The organism is Halanaerobium salsuginis, from assembly GCF_900114545.1.
In the GTDB taxonomy this organism is placed as follows: Bacteria; Bacillota; Halanaerobiia; order Halanaerobiales; family Halanaerobiaceae; genus Halanaerobium; species Halanaerobium salsuginis.
In genome coordinates this window covers 36,643-56,851 of the sequence record NZ_FOTI01000008.1, presented here as the reverse complement: position 1 = coordinate 56,851, position 20,209 = coordinate 36,643, and the positions used below count along the sequence as shown (strand labels likewise).

Below are 20,209 nucleotides of genomic sequence, written 5' to 3'. Positions count from 1 at the left end.
TTAATAATATTTTTATCTATCTATATCCCGATAAATATCTAACATTTTTTGATAATTTTTCTCTTTACTATAATCTAACATTGTACATCTAGATTTTTTAGAGAATTCATTAAGAATTTTATTATCAATTAGAAATTTAATGTATTTTTTAATATCATGAGTATCATCTGCACTATCTAGAATATATCCATTTTTACCATGATTTATAACATCTGACGCTCCATTACTCTCTGAAGTAATAACCGGTAATCCAGAAGCCATAGCTTCTAGAGTCACATTAGCACAGGGATCATAAATAGAAGGAAAAACAAAAATATCTGCTGCTGCATAATAAGCTTCAACATTTTTTATAGGACCAACAAAAACTGTTCTATCTAGTACTGAAAATTCCGCAGCCAATTTTCTATATCTTTTGATATTACCTCTGCCAACAACCATTAATTTAATCTTTGGTATATCAGGTAATGCTTTAATTATATATTTTAAACCTTTTCTTTTAAAGCCAGTCCCTAAAAACAATATCATAAAATCATCATTAGCAATCTCATGTTTTTTTCTAATTTCTCTGCGATATTCCTCTCGATTACCCGGGTTGAATTTTCCAATATCTACTCCATTATGATTAACAATTATATCTGCTGGTGGAACATGATAATTAGCTATAATTTCATTTTTTACCATCTGTGAAACAGCAACTATTTTTTTATAATTACCCTTCTTAAAATCTTGGGCTTCATAATATCTAGTAAAATAATCTTGTAAAGAAAGTTTATATTCAATTTTCTTTTTTAATTTATAAAGTGGATTTTCTAAACTATTAAAATATTTATCCAGAAAAATTTGGTGACATCCTCCACCAATTCGAATTACATCACCAAAACCAACTCGAGAAAAAGTTTGAATAATATCAAAATCATATTTTTTTAATTCTTTTTTCACATTCTTAGAAAAAGTATATTTATCAATGCCAAGATGCTTACCCCAGGCAGAAACTTGATGAAAGTTGATCTTTTCATCTCTACATTCTGGATCAATACTTGCTGTAAAAACATGAACTTGATGATTGTTTTTAACTAAAAACTTGGATAAACCAACTAAATAACGTTCTGTACCTCCATGAGTAGTATATTTTTTATGTACAAGCGCTACTTTCATTTTTTATTCTCCTAACTAAATAATGTCAATCAATTTGAAACAGATTCAATAAAATCAATAAATTTTTTTCCTCGATTTTTAAAATATAAATTTTTAGCTATTTCCATAATATTATCAGAACAATTGTAAAATAGCTCCTTAGAATCCAATAATTTATTTATTTTTTTAGTTAAATCATCAATATTACCATCTTTATAAAATAAACCACATTTATCTGTTACTACTTCCTTAACCGTTGGTAAATCACTACCAACAACTGGAATACCATGAGAAAAATAATTGAATATTTTAGTGGGACAGGTAAGATATCTACCATGAAAAGTATCTCTGACTGGAACTACTCCTATTTTCACTTTTTTTAAATAATCATCAACTTTACCTCTATCAACCCAACCTGTAATTTCAACCCTATCTTCAATATTAAGATTACGAGCTAAGTTCTCAAATCTTGCTATTCGCTTATCTCTGCCACCAATAATTAATAGCTTTAAGCCTGGATATTCTATCTTTTTAAAAGCTTTAAAAAGATCTTCTACACCTTTATTTTCATAAAGTGATCCTACATAGCCAATATATTGATTTTCCCAAATATCATTAACCCTCTCTAAAGTTCTAATACCATAAGTTATAGTAGCATAATTACTTTCTGGAATATATTTCTGGTATAAATTTTTTATCTGACTTTGATGACATATAATACCATCAAAACTAGGCAAAAATAGCTTCTGATAAATATATTCTTTTTTACGATCATATTCTTGCTTCAAATCTGGATCAAGATAAAAACTATGTGCCTCAAAAAAAATATTTAAGCCATATAATTTTTTTAATAAGAACAAAAATGGCAAAAATTTTACAGTTCTAGTAATTATAGCATCAATTTTTTTATTCTTATTTAACTCTATTATTTTTTTTAAAGCTTGAAAATAAAATTTTGTTGTTTCACTAAAAAAAGTACTATTATCTAATAAATTAATATTAAAATTAGAAATTGGATCTAACGAAAAATAATCACTTAAAACTTCCTCTGGGTCTTTTTTAGTATTTTTAGCAAATATCATCTCTATGTTATTTTTTTTATCACTCTCTGCTATACCATAGCCAGTATAGGTAGAAAAACTTATGCCAGCTTTTTCACCCGGCCAGTCTCGTCCATAAACATATACAATATTCAAAGTGATCTTCTCCTTTAAATTATATTAGATCTCCTTTATCCCAATCAGATAATATCTTAAAAGTCTTATTTTTAATATCAGAAAGCAATATACCACTCTTATTATAACAAGCTAAAAATTCATTATAAAAAAGCTTTCGATCCTGATGAGACAATCTTGCTTTTCCTAGCCCAGCAAGTCCTGAATAACTATGGGCATTAAATTTAGCCAAATTGTTAGTTATGGCCTTTTTAGTTAAGTAGGGAAAATGTCTTATATTATCTACACCAACCAGACAAAGCTTAAATTCAGTAGTAAATTTTAATAAAACACCTGGCAAGTTAGGATCACCATTAATAAAATTATTATTATATAAATCAGCCCATAATTTTGCAACCTGCTTTATTACTTTACTTTTAGTCTTTAAATCATAATTTCCCTGGGCAATAAAGCTCTGCAGATCAGACCCCATAAAATCTTCTGTTATGAATAAACTATCTAGAGTGAAAAAATCATGTCGGTAAGTAACTGCTAAAGCTGGTTTAACAACAGTTATTTTTTTGTCTAATAATTTATTAGTCATTTTAAATGCTCGGCAAGCAGAAGACTTCCGGAAAATATTTTTGACTCTTTTTTTTAATTTGCGATATTTATACTGCTTTAAAAAATAACTCTTCCCATTAATTAAAGCTTTATAAACCTTGCGTTCAGGCTCTGCTTTGACTAATTCAAATCTTTTATCAGGAACTACATCATTTTTTAATAAGGAAATTGCCATTCGTAATAGTTCTTGATCAAAATGGTTATTATAACAATAATTTATTTTATTATTGTAGTAACTAATATTCATCTTAGTTAACTCCTAATTACTGGGGGATTTCTTCTTGCTTTTCACTTAGTTTAACTAAAACAACAGCTAAAGCAACTAAGAACCAGATTGTCCGCCCCACAACAGATTTAGAAAAGTTAGATTCAGTCATCCCTTGAATTAAAAAGGTTCCAATAAATGATGAAAAGGTTCCTAAAATAAATAGCTTAGAAAACTTATCTTCTACATATTTATATCCTGAATAAAGAAATCTTAAAACACTATAAAATAAGTACAATAAAGAACCTAGCCCAATCGCCCCTGTTTCAGCTAAAAAATTTAAAAATGTACTATGTGCATGAGAAAAAGGATGGTCTACATTGGACTGTTCATAGCCAGATTTATAAGCTTGCCTAAAATTATTAATTCCAACCCCATTAATTGGGTTATCTCTAAAAATCATTAAGGAACTTTTCCAGAGACCTAATCTTGTATAATTACTCTTATTGTTTTTTAAATCTGTAATACTCATTATTCTATCATGAATAGCTGCTGGGGCAAATAACATTACAACAAGTAAAACAATCAAAAAAATTGGTATCAGTTTCTTTTTATGTAACCAAAAAGTTATTACAGAACCTCCAACAAACCCCAACCAAGAACCTCGAGATTTATTTAAAGCTAATGTAACTAAAAGTAGTATTAAAGCAAAGCCAGATAAGAAATCACTTTTTAGCCCATTTTCATTAAAAAATAAAAATATCATAATAAAAATACAATATATTAAAAGTAAAGCACCAAAATCTAGTGCCATAAATGTTGAATCAACTCTAGATATTCCTAAGTAAAAATGTTGATAAAAAGTAGCATATATAGATGAAATAATTATTGAAACTATTCCCAGAGCAAACATCTTCTTTATAGTTTTAACAGTCTTTACATTATTAACAACTAAATAAAAAAGTATAATAACTATTAAAATATCTTCTAAGCCCGCTAGACTCATATCAAAATCAAGTGTGCCGATAAAAGACACTAAAATCCCCGAAAAAAGAATTAAAATAGCTTTATTAAAAGGAACTTTAACAAATGAAATCTTCTCTCCTTTAAATTTAACTAAAATTAACTTTATAATCCAGGCTAAAAAAGCTAATCCCATCCCAATACTAGAACCTGCAATTGAAATAGCTGAACTAAACATCATAAACATCAAACTACCAACTATAAAATTATCAATAAAATTAATTTTAACTGAAATAAAAATCTCCCCCTAATTATTATTCCAAAAGCTTTTTTACTTCTTCAATCATTATCTTAAAGGAAAATTTATTTTTAACTAATAATTTTTCCTGTTTACTAAAATACTCTTTTTTTTGACTAAAAATCATTTTTTCAATCTTATCTGCTATATCAACATAATTTTTATTCTCAGCTAAAAATCCAGTTTTATTGTCAATCATTACTTCTTTAACTGAATCAATATTAACAGCAACAATTGGTAGCCCAACTCCCATTGCTTCTAAAATAGTATTAGGACATCCTTCCCAGAGAGCAGTATGAACCAAAAAGTCACTCTGTTCTAAAATATTATAAATATCATCTCTAAAACCGGTTAAGATAAATTTATCATTTAAATCATAATTACTTATTTCTTGTTCTATTGATTCTAACAAAGGACCTGTACCAATAATTAAAACTTTAAAATTATTAGCTTTTTTAGCAAGTAAATCAACTGCTTTTATTAAATATGTATGGCCTTTTTGCTCTGTTAAACGACCCACATTAGCTATAATCGTTGTCTCAGCATTCAAATTAAATTCTTCACGAATATTACTTTGTCGGTTTTCAATTGCTAAATTAACTTTCTTAAAATTAATTCCATTATAAATTATAGTTATTTTATCTTCTTTTAACCATTGTTCAGTATATTTTAAAAGAGAATTCTTTACTGCTAAAGAATTAGCAATTATATCAGTTAAACAATTTTTGAATAAATATTTATTATAAAATCTATTCTTAATAGGAACTGCTAATCCCCGTCGATAAATAACCTTATCTAAATTGGCCAATTTACCAGTTATACCACCAAATTTTAAATCCTGAGACATATTTAAAAACATAATATCAATCTGCTTAGTCTGTAAAAATTTAACAAAACGATATGTTTTAACAAAATTAAGAACTGTAATTCCACTTTTAATGTTTACAGGTTGAACTTCAAGTCCAGCTGCAGCTGATCGCCGGGCCAGCTCAGTATCTCGACCAGTAGCAATATATACATTATATTCAGGATCTTCGGCTAGAGCTTTTGCTGTAGTAAAAGTCCATTTTTCACCACCACCCCAGACAGGGCAGCTATTTAAAAAAACAATATTTTTCATCATTTTTCATCCTTAAGATTATTTAATTCCCATAATTTAGCAGCTTTTAAAAATTGATAGTAAGCAGATAAAACAGACAGAATAAGGCCTTGACTCCCCAATAGAAAACCTTTTTTAAGAATAAATTTTTTAATAAATTCAAGTATAGGTCTGATGAGCAGATATAAAGGGCCAATTTTTTTATTCCGCGCAAACTTCTTAGCAGCATCTAAAGTGGTATACTGATTTATTTTAGCTAAATAACTTGCCAGATCAGAATAAGTATAATGAATAAAATCATTCTGTAAAGCCAAAATAGGTTCCTTAATAATAGGTGACTCATGAACAAGCCCTTGATAGTGATAGCTGCTCTTAAATAAACGAATAGAATAATCAGGATACCAACCACAATATTTAATCCATTTACCAAGAAAATAATTTTTACGAGGTATTTTATAAGCTGGAGCAGCTGGAGATTTAAGTGTTTTAGTTATTTCTAACTGTAAAGCTTCTGTCACTCTTTCATCTGCATCAACCACTAAAACCCAGTCAGTTTTCAGTTTTTTAAGACCAAAATTTCTCTGTTCAGCAAAATTATTAAATTCATGCTGATAAAACTGCACATTATTATAACTAAGGCAGATTTCTTTAGTCTGATCAGTACTAAAAGAATCTATTATAATTATGTTTTTAACCCAGTCAAGACTAGATAAACAGCCAGCAATATTTTTTTCCTCATTATAAGTTAAAACTAAAGCTGTCAAATCAGCCATTAGATCAGCCCCCTGGCTTTTAAACTATCAATTACTAACTCTGAAGTTAACTCTCGCAGACATTTAAAGTGGCCTAAAGGACATTCGTGTTCACCGCAAGGACGACAGTTAAGACCCGTATTTTTTATCACAATATTATCTGCTCTACCCCGGGGGGCATATTTTTTTTCATCAGATGGTCCAAACAAAGTTACAGTTGGTATTCCAACTGCTGCTGCTACATGAACTGGACCTGTATCACCACTAACTATCAACTCAGCCTGTTTTAAAACTGCTGTCAACTCCACTAGAGAAGTCTGTCCAGTTAGATTAAAAAGATATTCTGAATCAGGCAGCTGAGCTAAGATTTGAGCAACTCGCTCCTGATCTCCCGGGCCACCAATAAACAATACTGGCCAGGAATTTTCAATTAGCCAGGCAGCTAGCTCTGTAAAATGTTCTACTGGCCAGCGCTTAGTAGGCCAGCTACCACCTGTATTTAAAGCTATAAATTTTTGCTCCTGATTTAAACCTATCATCTTTAATTTAGCTATTCCAGACTGTAAATATTCTGCTGAAATTTCTAATTGAGGTATATCTGTAATTTGACTGCTAGAATAAACCTGCTCATCACTAAAATGATCAGCTAATTGTTCATTCTGAGTAAGTTTATTTAAAAAGTCAAGATAAGAATCAATCATATGACCATCAATAGTCTGATTAACCTCTTGCTCCAGAAAAATCCCTCTTCCCTGACCACCATAACCAATATTATAATTAGCTGCAATGACTTTTAACAATAATGCAGTCCGCCAGTTACCATGAATATTTAAGCCAAGCTGATAATTATTCATTTTTAATTTCTTAGCAAACTTATAAGAACGTCCTGTATTCCAAGTTTTATTATAACTATAAACATGATCAAGGTTGGGATTAATTCGCATCAATTCAGCGAAATTACTATTTGCCACCAGATCAATCCTGGCTGCCGGAAAAAGCTTCCTTAAACCTGATAAAAATGGATGAGCAAATAATAAGTCCCCTAGATACAAAAGATCAACTACTATTATCCTTTTTACTGCTTCCATATTAACCATTCCTCATTCAGAGTCTGAGCTTCAAATTCAAGTTTGCTTTCATAAAGAATTAAGCTAACTCAAAGTTGCTGCTAAAAAATTCAATTTATTCATTTAGTTTCTTTTTAGCTATTCTGAGCACCTGTTCTACACTAATTGACTTCATACACTGCATATTACGACTGCAGTGATGATCCCAACAACGAATACACTCTAGACTATTATCCTGAATAACAGTGTGCCCTTTACCATAAGGCCCGTGTGTCTCAGGGTCAGTAGGCCCCATTAAAGCGACCACTGGCAGACCAACTGCTGCTGCTAGATGAGTAGGTCCAGTATCTCCTCCAATATAAAGTTGGGCTTTTTCATATAGAGCTGCTAACTCAGGTAAATCAGTTTTGCCAGCTAGATTTGTATAAGCAGACTGATCAGCAGTAAATTTTTTTAAAGCTGTCCGATCAGACCTTGAACCGGTAAAAATGATATAATAACCTGCTGCAATTAACTGCTCTGCTAATCTAAAATAACGATCTAGATACCAATTTTTTGATTCCCAGGTCGTAAAAGGATTAATAATTACTATTTTTTTCTCACTGCTAATTTTTTCACTTTTAAATAATCTGTTTAGTCTACTTTTAATAACAGGAGTTATTTTCAAACCATAATTAACTTCATTTAGGTCAGCTCCCAGAGCAGCTGCCAGATGAAGATTTCTTTCTACCTGATGTAATTTTTTATCAGGTAGAGCAATTTTAGCCTGATAAAATAAAGTGCTCAATTCCCTTCCATCAGCTGGTCCAATTCGTAAAGATGACCTGGAAAGAAAACCACTTAATGCACTTTTAAAAAGCCCATGTAAGTCAAGGTTCAAATCATAATTATTAGATTTCAAATCAGAAAAAAAGCCAAAAAAAGATCTGGCAGTTTTAATAAAGCCCCGCTCTTTTAAATTTTCTCGCCAATATTTGCGCGGCAAGATAATTACCTGATCTAAATATGGATTTAAATTAACAAGTGGATAAGCTTTATCTTCAACCAACCAGTCGATCCTGGCATTAGGAAATTTACAGCGCAGAGCATAAGCTACTGGTAAAGCATGAACAACATCACCAATTGCACTTAACCTTGTCACTAAGATTCTTTCTGGGTTATCATTCAGCATTATCATCTACTCCCTGATCTAATAAGACCTCAATTAATTTTAGATGCCTGGCAACAGAACCGCGATTTTTTGCAATAACTTTTTTAGCTAGCTCTGCCGTTTGCTGACGATAATTATCATCAGCTAACAAATTAAAAGCTGTCTGATAAAAATCAGCCTGATTACTAACTTCAAAAGCAGCTTTTTCTGCTAATAAAAAGTCCCGTTCTTCTTTAAAATTATACATGCTGTTACCAAATAATACAACCCTGCCTAGAGCTGCTGCTTCAATTATATTATGACCGCCCCGTTTAATTAATGACCCACCAACAAAAACAAGTTCCGCATAATAATAAAGTCGGGCCAATTCACCCATAGTATCAATAATTATTACCTGATTTGACTGTCTCTGATCAGTAGGAATAGCTTTTTTCTTTAGTTTAGAGTAAAGTTCTGCTCGCAATCCATAATCTGAGCACAACTGCAGTAGTTCTTCTCTCCTCTCTACATAGCGAGGAGCTAATAATAATTTAAGCTGACTAAACTCAGCAGCTAATTTTTTATAAACAGCTAAAATTATTTCTTCTTCTCCCTGATGAGTACTGCCTGCTACAATTAATTGACTTGCTGCTTTTAAGCCAAGTCTTTTGAACTCAACGGCTATTTCAGCTGTGGTAGGCGAATTTAAACCAAGATCATATTTAAGATTACCATTAATACAAATATGAGATAGCGGTGCACCCAGTTCTGCAATACGACCAGCTGTTTCTTGATTTTGCATGCTAAACACATCAACTTTGGTCAGAGTTTTAGCTACTAAAGGAGCAAGCAATTTATAATTATCAAAAGAATCATCACTAATTCTACCACTAGCCAAAATCAACTTACAATCATTAGCTGCTAAATTTTTAATTAAATTAGGCCAGAGTTCAGTTTCAATCATTATAAATAGATCAGGTTGAAACAGTTTAACTGCTCTTCTTACAATAAAATCGAGATCAAAGGGCAGATAAATAATTAAATCAGCAGTTGAAATTTTTTTTTCTGCCAGACTTTTCCCACTAGCAGTTAATGTAGAAAAAATTATTTTAGCAGCTGGATATTGATCCCTAATTGCAGCTGTCAGCTGTTCTGCAGCAAGAGTTTCCCCCGCTGAAGCAGCCTGAATCCAGATTACTTGCTCGGCGGGAAATAGATCTTTTTGCTGCTCAGTATAAAAAGCAAATCGTTCTTTAATTCCTAAATTATCACCTGAGCTTAAATTTTTAAAATAATAATAGGGTAATAAAATAATCAACAGAAAAAGCAACAATAAATTATATATCAAATACATACTTTACTCCCTCAGATTTCTTGATTAAAATTCAATTTTTAATAAATAAATAGCTTAATTTAATTAAGATATTTTAACTATTTAAACATTTACAGCTGAATTAGTTAAAAGTTTTCCAGCGCCTATGCAGCCACATCCAATTAGCTGGCCGGTCTTTAATTTCAGCTTCAGAAATAGTTAATAAATCCTGCAGTTCTTGTTTTAAATCAGCCTCAGAAAGATTACTTAAACTGTGAGCAGGATAGAATTTAAATTGATGTTCCAGCCAGCCTAATCTTCTTAAAAAGGCAGGTACAATCGGACTACCTGTTTTATTCGCAAATTGAACTGCCCCACTATAAGTTGAAGCTGGTCTGGAAAAAAAATCTAGTTTCCAGCCGCTCTGACGAGCATCTTGATCACCTAAAATAACAACAATTTCATTTTTCTTTAAGGCTTTAAAAACTTGCCTTACTGCGAGTCCTTTTGGAATGATTTTGAGACTGCTATTCTGCCTAATTTGATTAATTTCCCGATCAAAAAAAGAATTATTTTGTTTTCTAGCTATTGCATTAACTTGATAACCCCGGGCAGTTAAAGCAGCTCCTAATAGTTCCCAATTCCCAAAATGAGCGGTATAAATAATAACCCCTTTGCCAGCTGCCAAAGCTTGATCAAGATATTCAGTATCTACAAAAGAAATCAGCTCAAGCAGCTGCTGCTGGCTCAATTTATCCTGCTGTAAAAATTCCATAAAATTATAGCTCAAATTCTGATAAACATCTTTTAATATTTGCTTAGCTGATTTTTCATCTAAATTAAGTGCTCTTTTTAAATTAGCTAAAGCTATTTTTTTGCGTTTTTTTGTCAATAAATAAGCAAGTTTAGCTATTAATTTAGCAAGAAGTTTTATCAAAAAATTAGGCAAGATATTAACTATATATTTAAAAAACTTATAAGCAAAAACACTTAAATAATCCTTAAATTTATTTTTTCCCATTTTTACCCTCTTTTAATAAGTCACTTCAATTAAATTTAATTAATCTTAAGCAATTGATTTATTTATGATCAAAATACTTTGGCACGCAATAAATCTTGAAAATTAAGCATCGCCACAGGCTCGCCAGCTGCTACAACTGGTAAATCATTAATTTCTTTAGCTTCCATTATCTGCAGAGCCTGCGCTGCCAGTTTATCAGCAGTGATAGTTGTCGGATTAACTGTCATATATTTCTTGACTGGCTGATCAATAAAATCAGCTGATTCTTCTAACAGTCTTCTAATATCACCATCTGTAATAATTCCAACTAATTTACCAGCCTGATCAACGACTGAAGTTGAACCCATTCTGCTTTTTGTCATTTCGAAAAGTGCTTCCCTGACTGTAGCAGTGGCAGAATTTACAACTGGATTTTGCTCTCTAATTTTGATTACATCTTTTACCTTAGTTAAAAGCTTTCTGCCCAGAGATCCCCCGGGATGATAAAGAGCAAAGTCTTCTGGGGTAAAACCATAATATGTCGAAAGTGCTATTGCTAGAGCATCGCCCAGAGCAATAGCAGCAGTAGTACTTGCCGTAGGTGCCAAATTATTAGGACATGCTTCAGCTGCTACAGAAGCTTCCAGAATTAAATCAGCCTGTTTAGCTAGTGTAGAATTATTGTCACCAGTTAAAGCAACTAAAGTAACTCCTATCCTACGTAAAGAAGGCAGTAAGTTAATTACTTCTTCGCTTTCTCCACTATTAGAAATTGCAATTACAACATCACCCTGCTTAATCATGCCAAGATCCCCATGTGAACCTTCTCCAGCATGAACAAAAAAAGCAGAAGTACCAGTACTAGAAAAAGTAGCAGCTAGTTTTTGACCAACTAGCCCTGTCTTACCAACCCCAGTAAAAATAACTCTTCCCGTACAATTAATAATTACTTCCATAACCTTTTTAAATTCTGAACCAATCTTTTGCTTTAACTGAGAAACTGCCTGTGCTTCAATTTCTAAAGTATTTCTCGCTTCAACTAAACATTTATTTAATTTATCATCGGCAGTACTGTTTTCTGTTAATTTAGTTTTTTCCATTTTTGTCACCCAATCATCTAAAATTTGTTCGTTAAGCAACTTTAAAATATCTAATTTATTTTCTGACAATCTTTTTGTGCTTGATCAATAATTAGAGCTTGCTTGAGTATTTTTTCCAGACCAGCAAGCGGCAGCATATTTGCCCCATCACTTTTAGCTAAAGCTGGTTCATCATGAACTTCCATAAACAAAGCATCAACTCCAACTGCTAGAGCTGCCCTCATTAGAGGTGGTACATATTCTTTTTCTCCACTAGAACTAGTCCCAGCAGCACCTGGCAGCTGAACAGAATGAGTTGCATCAAAAACAACTGGATAACCAGCTGCATGTAGACGCGGCAAAGAACGCATATCAACAACTAAGTTATTATAGCCAAAAGAGACTCCCCGTTCAGTTAAAAGTATTTTTTTATTACCAGTACTGGCAATTTTATTAGCCACCTGATCAATATCCCAGGGAGCTAAGAATTGTCCTTTCTTAACATTAACAATTTTACCAGTCTTACCAGCTGCCAGCAAAAGATCAGTTTGCCTGGATAGAAAAGCAGGAACCTGAATAATGTCAAGTACTTCTGCTGCTTGGGCTGCCTGTTCTGGCAGATGCACATCAGAAATAATCGGTAAATCTAATTCTGATTTAACCCGGGCCAGTATTTCTAAACCTCTTTCTAAGCCTGGTCCCCGATAAGAATCAATAGAAGATCGATTTGCTTTATCAAAAGAAGCCTTAAACACATATGGAATACCAAGCCGCTCAGTAATTGCTTTAATTTCAGCAGCAATCCGAATTACCCGCTCTTCTTCCTCAATCGCACAGGGACCTGCCAGTAAAACAAAAGGTTTAGATTGATCCCCGAAAACTATCTGCTCATTTAGTCTTACTTTTTTCATAATTAATCACCCTCATTTAAGCTGACTTTCCAATCAATTAATTAATTAAAAAATCGGTCAGTTTAATTATCTTTCATTTAAAGTCTCTTCTTTGCTAATTCTGCTTCAACTAGCTCTATATCAGCTAAACGGTCAACCCCAATTAAAGTTGCAGCTGTAGTAATAGCTTTAATCTTATAGCCATTTTCCAGAGCTCTTAATTGTTCTAGAGATTCTGCTTTTTCCAGTGGAGTTGCTGCTAGACTAGCAAAATCAAGCAAAAAATCACGCCGATAAACATAAAGTCCTATATGCTGATAATATAATTTATCTGAAACTTTAACAGCATTATCTGCTCTATAATATGGAATCGGAGAACGCGAAAAGTAAAGAGCATAATCGTTTTGATCAACTACCACTTTAACAAGATCGGGGTTTTGGGCCTCTAAAAAAGTAATTTCTCGTTTTAAAGTACTCATCATTAGCTCTTGCTCAACTGCAAAAGGCTGTAAAGCAGCCGCAATAGTTGCTGGCTTAATTAAAGGTTCATCACCCTGAATATTAACAATTAAGTCCATTTCCTGTAATCCAGCTGCTGCTTCAGCAATCCGGTCTGTTCCTGTTTGATGTGTACTTGCAGTCATAATTACCTGGCCACCTGCTGCTTTAACTGCTGCTTTAATGCGATCATCGTCTGTAGCAACAAAGACTTGATCAATTAGCTTACACTCTTGAGCTGCTTCCATTACCCTAACAATCATTGCTTTACCAGCAATTTTGGCAAGTGCTTTACCAGGAAAACGGCTAGAATCATAGCGGGCTGGAATTATAGCAGCGGTTTTTAAATTAGTCATTTTTACACCTCAAAATATAATGAATTTAGTTTTTATGCCTGGCTTTTCGAAGAGCTAATTTATTTTTAATAACTTCTATTAATTGAGCAGACTCATTGATCTCCATTGCAATCTGCAGATAATAAAAAGGAAGGTCACCAATCATTTCAGCAAAATCAAATAACTTAACCGCATCTTTCTCAGTTGTTAAAATCAAGTCCGCCTGTGAGGCAGAATATTGATCAAGTAAAGTTAATAAATCTTCCTGCTGATAATTATAATGATCAGCAAAAACTTTATAACTAACTAAACGTGCTCCTGTAATTTCAATACTTTTTTTAAAAGCGGTTGGACTGCCAATTCCTGAAAAAGCAAAAACTTTTTTACCTGCCAGGAAATCAATTGCTTTTTTTTCCTGACCAGCAACTGAAATACATCCTTTTAGCTCAGTTACTGCTGTAAAAACACCATCATTATCAGGACTGTATTCAAGTAATGAATCTTGAATAGCTTTCAATTGATTCCAATCAACATTATCACTGCGAGTAAGCAAAAATAAATCTGCTCTTTTTAAGGCAGTAGCTGGCTCTCTTAAGAATCCAGCCGGCAGTACCTTTGCCTGATCAAATGGTCGCAGTGCATCAATTAATACTATATCAAGATCACGTTCCAGCTGATAATGCTGAAATCCATCATCCAGTAAAATTAAATCAGCTCCTTTTTCTACTGCTAATTTAGCCCCTGCTGCTCGTTCAGCAGAACGAATAAAAATCAGCTCACTATTATTTCTAGCCAGCATAAATAATTCATCACCTGCTTGAGCTGCAGCAGCATAAAGACCTGCCTGATCACTAATTAAAAATGGCTCTACAACTTCTTTTTCAGCTCCATAGCCTCGACTAATAATTGCTATCTGGTAGTCTTTTCCCAATTCTTCAGCTAAAAAGGCAACAAAAGGTGTTTTGCCAGTACCACCAGTTGCCAGATTCCCAATACTAATTACTGGCACCTCTGCTTTTTTTCTCTGCAGAATATTATGCTGATATAGATAGTAGCGTAATTTTGCTAAACAGGAATAAAATAAAGAAAGCAAAAATAACAGCCACTTTAGTACAGCAGCTAGATAACCTGTCTTTTCTCCTCTAATAATTTTTTCAATATATTTCTGTAAATATAGCATTTTATTCCACCACTTATTTTAGACCAGATTTGTTTAAAATATACCTATAAATTAAAAATCAGCTCCAATCAACTAATTCACTGACTAATCAATTGAGCAGCCCGGTCATTAACTTCTTTCATTTTAGACTGGAGAAGTTCTTGCCTGGCTTCCATCTCCATAGCTTCTGGGCAAGAAAACGGAGCTCCAAAGACAAGAGCAGCCCTGCTAAAAGGAAGCGGCAGCATAAAATTATCCCAGCTGGAAAAATTCTTTTTCCAGCTGGCATCAGCACCAACAGGTACAATTAAAGCATCAGCTTTTTCCTGCAAAAAAATAATTCCTCCCTTAACCTGATAAATTGGACCAGTTGGTCCATCTGGAGTAATAGCTGCACTGGCACCATGCTTTAACTTTCTATAGAGAGAAAGCAGAGAACGTGACGCTCCCCGACTGCTTGAACCTCTTACTGTTCTCCAGCCCAATCGTTCCAGAACATCAGCAATATAACTGCCATCTTGACTGAGGCTAGCAAGCGCATAAATTTCTCTAGCCCGCAAAAAATAAGCTGGAAGCCACAACTTACCATGCCAGATTGAAAAAACAAGTGAATGACCAGCTTTTAGATCATCATTAACCTTCTCCCAGCCTTCTACTTGCAGACGTAAACTAATATTAGTCCAGCGCAGTAAATTATAGGCTAGCAGAGGCAGAACCTTATCTTGATTAAAAATATTTTTTATAGACAATAAAGCCTCCTCCTTCGCCAGCTTAGTTTTCGATAAATTGACCCTGATAAAGAGCAGCATATTTACCAGCCTGCTCCAATAATTCAGTATGAGTTCCAGATTCAACAATTTCGCCCTGTTCCATAACAATAATTTTATCTGCATTTCTAATTGTTGATAAGCGGTGAGCAATAATAAATGTAGTCCGATTCTGCATTAAATGATCAAGTGCTTCCTGAACTAGTGCTTCTGATTCAGCATCAAGTGAAGAAGTAGCTTCATCAAGAATTAAAATACGGGGATCTTTAAGGATGGCCCTGGCAATAGAAATTCTCTGCCGCTGTCCTCCCGAAAGTCCAACCCCACGTTCTCCAACTTCAGTTTCATAGCCAGCAGGAAAACTCATAATAAATTGATGAGCATTAGCTGCCCGGGCAGCTGCTTGAATTGCCTGATCATCTGCATTAAGATTTCCGTATGCAATATTATCTTTCAAAGTACCACTAAACAAAATAGTTTCCTGAGGAACAATTCCGATAAAATTACGTAAACTATCTAGCTTGACATCTCTTAGATCATGACCATCGACTCTCATTCTACCTGCAACTGGATCATAAAACCGGGGAATTAAGTCAACCATTGTTGTCTTACCAGCTCCACTATGGCCTACTAAAGCAACAACTTCACCCGGGGAAGCAGTTAAATTAATATTTTTTAAAACATTTTCATTCTTTTTATAAGCAAAGGTTACATTATCATAAACAACTTCACCAGCAACTGAATGTAATTCAATTTTATTTTCATCATCAAAACGCAGATCACTTTCTGTATCCATAATTTCAAAAACTCTTTCAGCAGAAGCAAATAACTGCTGCAGCCGTTTACTTAATTTAGTTAGCGAACGCAGTGGATCACTAATTGTTAACAGTAAAGTAAAAAAGGCAATTAATTCTGAAGGTGTCATTCTCCCCTGCATAACTTCATAGCCTCCATACCATAAAATTGCTGTAAAAGCTATTGCAGCAATAAACTCTACTAACGGAGTCAGAATTGCTCCATACTGAGTTTTTTTCATTTTGGCCCGAAAGTTAGCTTGATTACGGGAGCTAAAACGATCAAATTCATATTCTTCCCTACCAAAAGATTTAACAACTCTAACTGCTGATAAAGTTTCCTGTAATACGTCTGAAACATTAGCAATTTGAATCTGAACTCTCCGACTAACCCGTTTTAACTTTAAATTAAAAGAGCTCATTACATAAGCAATTAAAGGTAAAATTATTAACAAAAAAATTGTCAGGCGATAATTTAAATAAACTAAATAAATAATTCCGCCAATTAAAGTAAAAAACTTATCTACAGTACCTACTGATGCATTAATCATTGACTTTTCCAGCTGAGAAACATCATTTGTCACTCGAGATAAAATATCACCAGTTTTATTCTTACTATAAAAACTCAGCGATAAATTTTGCAAATGACTATAGAGCTGATCTCGCATATCTTTAATTGCCCGTTCCGAAACATAAGAAACAAGATAATTTTGACCATAATAAGCTATCCCTTTAAACAAATAAATAAAAATCATAAATACAGCAATTAAACTCAGCTGGATTATGCCTTCTTTTCCAACCGAAATATCTGAAATAATTGTTTCTAACAAATCCTGAAAAACTTTTACAAAAAAAACCGTTAAAAAGGCATGAACCAGCATGGAAAAAACGCCACCTGCTAGCCTGCCTTTATATGGTAGTATATATGAAAAAACTCTCTTTAAAATTTTGAATTGACTTTCATTATTTTCTTGTGCTGAGTCCATAATAATGTATCCCCATTCCTGAAATTTCATGGTCAACATCAAGCCCAGGAATGCCTAATTTTCCATAAAGTGCTACTGCAAGATGGGGTTCTTTACTGACAATCCCAATTTTAATTCCTGCTCCTGAAATACCAGAAAGCGGTTTATCAAAATCAAGCATGGCCCGTTCTACACAGCGAGTTAAAATTCGCTGATCCTGAACAGATTCAGTAATTACATCTCCTTTAATTGCTGCCCCCAGACAATTTCTCAACACTTTATCTTTTAATTTGGATCCCTTGCCACCAGCTCTAGTAATGACAGCCTTATAACCAACATTCTTATAAGCATCGATAATACTGCCGTCATACTCATCGTTAACCATCGATAATAATATTGCTACTTTCCCAATTGATTGTCCCCCGTCAATTTCTGTAAAATCATCAATTGTAAAATCTGATAAATTCATCAAATCACCTCTTAGTCTTATTCTTCTTGCTTATATCCTTTTAAAAAAGGCTTAAGTAAAAATTGCCTACCACTATTTGCTATTCAACAAAACTATTCTATTTCCTTTTTTAACTCAGGAAAAATAGCCAGTACAAACTCCTTATATCCTGCAACAATTCTCGGCGAAGGTCGATTAACAAGATCCGCTTTAACCTGATAAAGCCTTTTGCTTTTAAATGCAGAAATTTCTCTTAACAATTTATTTTCGCGTAATTTATTAAGATTATAACCACTGCCATTATGATCACTAATAATAAAAACCTCGGGATCAGCAGTTAATAAACTTTCCATATTAAATTGGGGCCAGCCAGAGCCAGCATTTCTGCCAATATTATAGCCGCCAGCCTCAAAAATCATATTATCAATAAAAGTATCTTTACCAGCCGTATAAATCGGATCAGGCCAAATTTGATAAAAAACCCGGGGCCGCGATTTTGTCTTTAATTTCGAAGCAACTAATTTTTTCAACTGCTGATGCTCAGCTGCTAGATTTTCAATCAATAACTCACCTTTTTTTTCAGCTGAACATAATTGAGCTATCTCAGAAATCATTGTCAAAGTAGCTGTTATGCTCTCTGGGTTAAAACCGACATTATTTATTCCCAGCTCTGTTAGACGATTAAGAAAGCTAAGCTTAGTTAACGATTCTGCCAGAACTAAGTCAGGTTCTAAAGCAACAATCTTTTCTATATCTGGTTCAGAAATTCTCCCCACAGAAGTCTTCTGCTTAACCTGTTCAGGAAAATCAGCTGCTGAACTAACAGCAACTATTTTATCTGACAGTCCAAGTGCATAAAGTGTTTCAGTAATTCCTGGCGCTAGTGAAACAATTCTTTCTACTGGTTTCTTTATAACTATTGTGCGTCCTAGATCATCTTGATAACTAAGAGGAAAATCAGCTGCCAGTATGGAATTAACTGCCAGCAAAATAATTATTAAGCTAAAAAACAAACTTTTTTTCAATTGTATTATTCTCCTCCTGCTGAAACTGATTTATTCTGCCAGGGATACTTTCCCTGAATCATCTGACCAAAATCACCAGCTATTTTAGTTATACGCCAGACACCATCAATTTTAGTTAATTTTAGTTGGTCAGTTAAATTATTTTTATATATACCATTTTTATCTCTAAAATCAAATTTATACTTAGCTAAAAATAAAGCTTGCTTTCCATTACTAGAAAGCTGAGTAATTGTTAAATCAGTCAGACTATACACACCTCGACCTGTTTGCTCAGTCTTAGTTGGGTCACTATAAGCCTGCTGCATTTTTTCTATAACATGGCTTTCAGAAATCAACCTATCCATTTGCCCTAAATCTACTTGAGCTGCTTCTTCAACCAGAGTAATATTTTTATCTGCAACAGCCTGGTAAAAATAATTAACTACTTCAGCTGGTGAATTAGCCTTTGTAATAGTTGGGGGTGGTCCTGAAGTTAAACTCCAGATAAAAGTTCCCCCAACAACCAGCAGAAAAAGAATAAATTTCCATTTTTGCCTAAGAAAAAGCTTAGCATTCTCCTGTCTTCTTTTTCGTTTAACAACTTTGCCAACTAGAATATCTTGATTTTCCAACCAGGGATCTAATTCTATCTTCTCATTAAAGCTCTGTAAAATTTCAGTCAACTTAGCCTGAACATCAGCTAAATCTGGCCGAGCTGAAGCTTTACGCCGCAGCAGTATCTGCATAAGATCAGTCAGAGCCTCCGGAAGTTTAGGATTAATTAATTTTAAGTCCAGAATATTTTCCTGTTGAATTTTATTTAAAACCCGAGCTGAATCTTGATCAGCAAAAATAGTCTGCCCACTCAAAAAATAATAAAAATCAGCTGCTAGGTTAAATAAGTAAGCTTCCTGTGTCCAATCGCTGCCCGAGATTATCTCAGGTGGCTTAAAATATTCATCACCCGGCAGATCATAAGTATAAGTACCATAATTTTGTTTTAACTTAAGAAAAGCTTCTGGAAGTAAGTAGAACCGCTGCTGGTCATCAAGCCAGAAATTAGCAGCATTTAACCCCACTGGAAATAATTTCTCTAACAGTTCTTTGTTTTTTAATAAAGGTAAAAGTTTCTCCAGTTCTAAGAGCAGATTATTTAGACTAAATTTGTTCTGTCTTAGAAAAACAGGCAGGGGAGTTAGATTCTTTTTCCCCTGTCTGAGTAAATAATATTCGCCATTTTCCTGAATTACTTTTTGATAGTTAACTATCTGAGCTGGCAGCTGAGCTGGTAATGTATCAATAATTTCTTTAAGTTCATTAACTAAATCAAGTCTGACCCTTGATTTAGGCTTAGTTTGCTCAAATAATTTTTCTTTAATTAATTCACCTTCTAAAAGAGAATAGTTAACATCTGGTCTGGCTTCCGATTCATTTTTTCTATTCTTGTCCATATTTGCTCCCCTAACATTTATAAAAAGTAGAATAAAATAATTATTTATCCTAAAATAAATTCACTACTCCTTATAATTATAA

The 20,209-nt window shown here is 33.3% G+C and carries 19 protein-coding genes; all 19 read right to left on the bottom strand.

Annotated elements, in window-relative coordinates; genetic code table 11:
- Window positions 1-12: 12 nt before the first annotated feature.
- The gene (locus tag BMZ74_RS04400; RefSeq protein ID WP_089860330.1) at window positions 13-1,155 is read right to left on the bottom strand and encodes a glycosyltransferase family 4 protein; all 1,143 of its coding nucleotides are present in this window, start codon (window positions 1,153-1,155) and stop codon (window positions 13-15) included.
- Between the two features lie 29 nt (window positions 1,156-1,184).
- On the bottom strand, window positions 1,185-2,330 hold the full coding sequence (locus BMZ74_RS04395) for a glycosyltransferase (RefSeq protein WP_089860327.1): 1,146 nt from the start codon (window positions 2,328-2,330) through the stop codon (window positions 1,185-1,187).
- A gap of 19 nt (window positions 2,331-2,349) precedes the next feature.
- Window positions 2,350-3,159: a lipopolysaccharide kinase InaA family protein gene (locus BMZ74_RS04390; protein ID WP_089860324.1), complete on the bottom strand. Its 810-nt coding sequence runs from the start codon at window positions 3,157-3,159 to the stop codon at window positions 2,350-2,352.
- Window positions 3,160-3,175: 16 nt separating this feature from the next.
- Complete coding sequence (locus tag BMZ74_RS04385) at window positions 3,176-4,327, bottom strand: O-antigen ligase family protein (protein WP_089860321.1); 1,152 nt, start codon at window positions 4,325-4,327, stop codon at window positions 3,176-3,178.
- A 67-nt stretch (window positions 4,328-4,394) separates the two neighbouring features.
- Window positions 4,395-5,498: a glycosyltransferase gene (locus tag BMZ74_RS04380; RefSeq protein WP_089860318.1), complete on the bottom strand. Its 1,104-nt coding sequence runs from the start codon at window positions 5,496-5,498 to the stop codon at window positions 4,395-4,397.
- Entirely contained in the window at window positions 5,498-6,250 is a 753-nt protein-coding gene (locus BMZ74_RS04375) for a glycosyltransferase family 2 protein (RefSeq protein WP_089860315.1), read from the bottom strand. The genes BMZ74_RS04380 and BMZ74_RS04375 overlap by 1 nt, the downstream gene beginning before the upstream one ends.
- Complete coding sequence (gene waaF, locus BMZ74_RS04370) at window positions 6,250-7,317, bottom strand: lipopolysaccharide heptosyltransferase II (protein ID WP_089860311.1); 1,068 nt, start codon at window positions 7,315-7,317, stop codon at window positions 6,250-6,252. The genes BMZ74_RS04375 and waaF overlap by 1 nt, the downstream gene beginning before the upstream one ends.
- Window positions 7,318-7,411: 94 nt before the next feature.
- Window positions 7,412-8,467, bottom strand: coding sequence for a glycosyltransferase family 9 protein (locus BMZ74_RS04365; protein WP_089860308.1), 1,056 nt, complete (start codon window positions 8,465-8,467; stop codon window positions 7,412-7,414).
- On the bottom strand, window positions 8,457-9,779 hold the full coding sequence (locus BMZ74_RS04360) for a 3-deoxy-D-manno-octulosonic acid transferase (RefSeq protein ID WP_089860303.1): 1,323 nt from the start codon (window positions 9,777-9,779) through the stop codon (window positions 8,457-8,459). Before BMZ74_RS04360 ends, BMZ74_RS04365 begins: the two co-directional genes overlap by 11 nt.
- 100 nt (window positions 9,780-9,879) lie before the next feature.
- Window positions 9,880-10,758: a lysophospholipid acyltransferase family protein gene (locus tag BMZ74_RS04355; RefSeq protein WP_089860300.1), complete on the bottom strand. Its 879-nt coding sequence runs from the start codon at window positions 10,756-10,758 to the stop codon at window positions 9,880-9,882.
- Window positions 10,759-10,826: 68 nt separating this feature from the next.
- Window positions 10,827-11,837, bottom strand: coding sequence for a KpsF/GutQ family sugar-phosphate isomerase (locus BMZ74_RS04350; protein WP_089860384.1), 1,011 nt, complete (start codon window positions 11,835-11,837; stop codon window positions 10,827-10,829).
- Window positions 11,838-11,887: 50 nt separating this feature from the next.
- Window positions 11,888-12,727, bottom strand: coding sequence for a 3-deoxy-8-phosphooctulonate synthase (kdsA, locus tag BMZ74_RS04345; RefSeq protein ID WP_089860297.1), 840 nt, complete (start codon window positions 12,725-12,727; stop codon window positions 11,888-11,890).
- A gap of 77 nt (window positions 12,728-12,804) precedes the next feature.
- Window positions 12,805-13,560 (bottom strand): 3-deoxy-manno-octulosonate cytidylyltransferase, encoded by a 756-nt coding sequence (kdsB, locus tag BMZ74_RS04340; protein WP_089860294.1) that lies wholly within the window; start codon window positions 13,558-13,560, stop codon window positions 12,805-12,807.
- A gap of 25 nt (window positions 13,561-13,585) precedes the next feature.
- Window positions 13,586-14,719 (bottom strand): tetraacyldisaccharide 4'-kinase, encoded by a 1,134-nt coding sequence (gene lpxK, locus BMZ74_RS04335; protein WP_089860291.1) that lies wholly within the window; start codon window positions 14,717-14,719, stop codon window positions 13,586-13,588.
- Window positions 14,720-14,796: 77 nt separating this feature from the next.
- Entirely contained in the window at window positions 14,797-15,447 is a 651-nt protein-coding gene (locus tag BMZ74_RS04330) for a lysophospholipid acyltransferase family protein (RefSeq protein ID WP_245750809.1), read from the bottom strand.
- Window positions 15,448-15,469: 22 nt separating this feature from the next.
- On the bottom strand, window positions 15,470-17,245 hold the full coding sequence (locus tag BMZ74_RS04325; protein ID WP_089860285.1) for an ABC transporter ATP-binding protein: 1,776 nt from the start codon (window positions 17,243-17,245) through the stop codon (window positions 15,470-15,472).
- Entirely contained in the window at window positions 17,223-17,693 is a 471-nt protein-coding gene (locus BMZ74_RS04320; protein ID WP_089860282.1) for a HutP family protein, read from the bottom strand. Before BMZ74_RS04320 ends, BMZ74_RS04325 begins: the two co-directional genes overlap by 23 nt.
- A gap of 92 nt (window positions 17,694-17,785) precedes the next feature.
- Window positions 17,786-18,697: an ABC transporter substrate-binding protein gene (locus BMZ74_RS04315; RefSeq protein ID WP_089860279.1), complete on the bottom strand. Its 912-nt coding sequence runs from the start codon at window positions 18,695-18,697 to the stop codon at window positions 17,786-17,788.
- A gap of 5 nt (window positions 18,698-18,702) precedes the next feature.
- A complete protein-coding gene (locus BMZ74_RS04310) occupies window positions 18,703-20,127 on the bottom strand; it encodes a hypothetical protein (protein WP_089860276.1) in 1,425 nt (474 codons plus the stop codon).
- Window positions 20,128-20,209 lie beyond the last annotated feature (82 nt).

What these genes read in the sequence shown, in the direction of transcription:
- BMZ74_RS04385 (WP_089860321.1), bottom strand. Translation starts at nt 4,327, where the DNA reads ATGTTTATGATGTTTAGTTCAGCTATTTCAATTGCAGGTTCTAGTATT.
- BMZ74_RS04360 (WP_089860303.1), bottom strand. Translation starts at nt 9,779, where the DNA reads ATGTATTTGATATATAATTTATTGTTGCTTTTTCTGTTGATTATTTTA.
- BMZ74_RS04325 (WP_089860285.1), bottom strand. Translation starts at nt 17,245, where the DNA reads ATGGACTCAGCACAAGAAAATAATGAAAGTCAATTCAAAATTTTAAAG.
- kdsA (WP_089860297.1), bottom strand. Translation starts at nt 12,727, where the DNA reads ATGAAAAAAGTAAGACTAAATGAGCAGATAGTTTTCGGGGATCAATCT.
- BMZ74_RS04400 (WP_089860330.1), bottom strand. Translation starts at nt 1,155, where the DNA reads ATGAAAGTAGCGCTTGTACATAAAAAATATACTACTCATGGAGGTACA.
- BMZ74_RS04390 (WP_089860324.1), bottom strand. Translation starts at nt 3,159, where the DNA reads ATGAATATTAGTTACTACAATAATAAAATAAATTATTGTTATAATAAC.
- BMZ74_RS04350 (WP_089860384.1), bottom strand. Translation starts at nt 11,837, where the DNA reads ATGGAAAAAACTAAATTAACAGAAAACAGTACTGCCGATGATAAATTA.
- waaF (WP_089860311.1), bottom strand. Translation starts at nt 7,317, where the DNA reads ATGGAAGCAGTAAAAAGGATAATAGTAGTTGATCTTTTGTATCTAGGG.
- BMZ74_RS04380 (WP_089860318.1), bottom strand. Translation starts at nt 5,498, where the DNA reads ATGAAAAATATTGTTTTTTTAAATAGCTGCCCTGTCTGGGGTGGTGGT.
- BMZ74_RS04365 (WP_089860308.1), bottom strand. Translation starts at nt 8,467, where the DNA reads ATGCTGAATGATAACCCAGAAAGAATCTTAGTGACAAGGTTAAGTGCA.
- kdsB (WP_089860294.1), bottom strand. Translation starts at nt 13,560, where the DNA reads ATGACTAATTTAAAAACCGCTGCTATAATTCCAGCCCGCTATGATTCT.
- BMZ74_RS04375 (WP_089860315.1), bottom strand. Translation starts at nt 6,250, where the DNA reads ATGGCTGATTTGACAGCTTTAGTTTTAACTTATAATGAGGAAAAAAAT.
- BMZ74_RS04320 (WP_089860282.1), bottom strand. Translation starts at nt 17,693, where the DNA reads ATGAATTTATCAGATTTTACAATTGATGATTTTACAGAAATTGACGGG.
- BMZ74_RS04355 (WP_089860300.1), bottom strand. Translation starts at nt 10,758, where the DNA reads ATGGGAAAAAATAAATTTAAGGATTATTTAAGTGTTTTTGCTTATAAG.
- lpxK (WP_089860291.1), bottom strand. Translation starts at nt 14,719, where the DNA reads ATGCTATATTTACAGAAATATATTGAAAAAATTATTAGAGGAGAAAAG.
- BMZ74_RS04310 (WP_089860276.1), bottom strand. Translation starts at nt 20,127, where the DNA reads ATGGACAAGAATAGAAAAAATGAATCGGAAGCCAGACCAGATGTTAAC.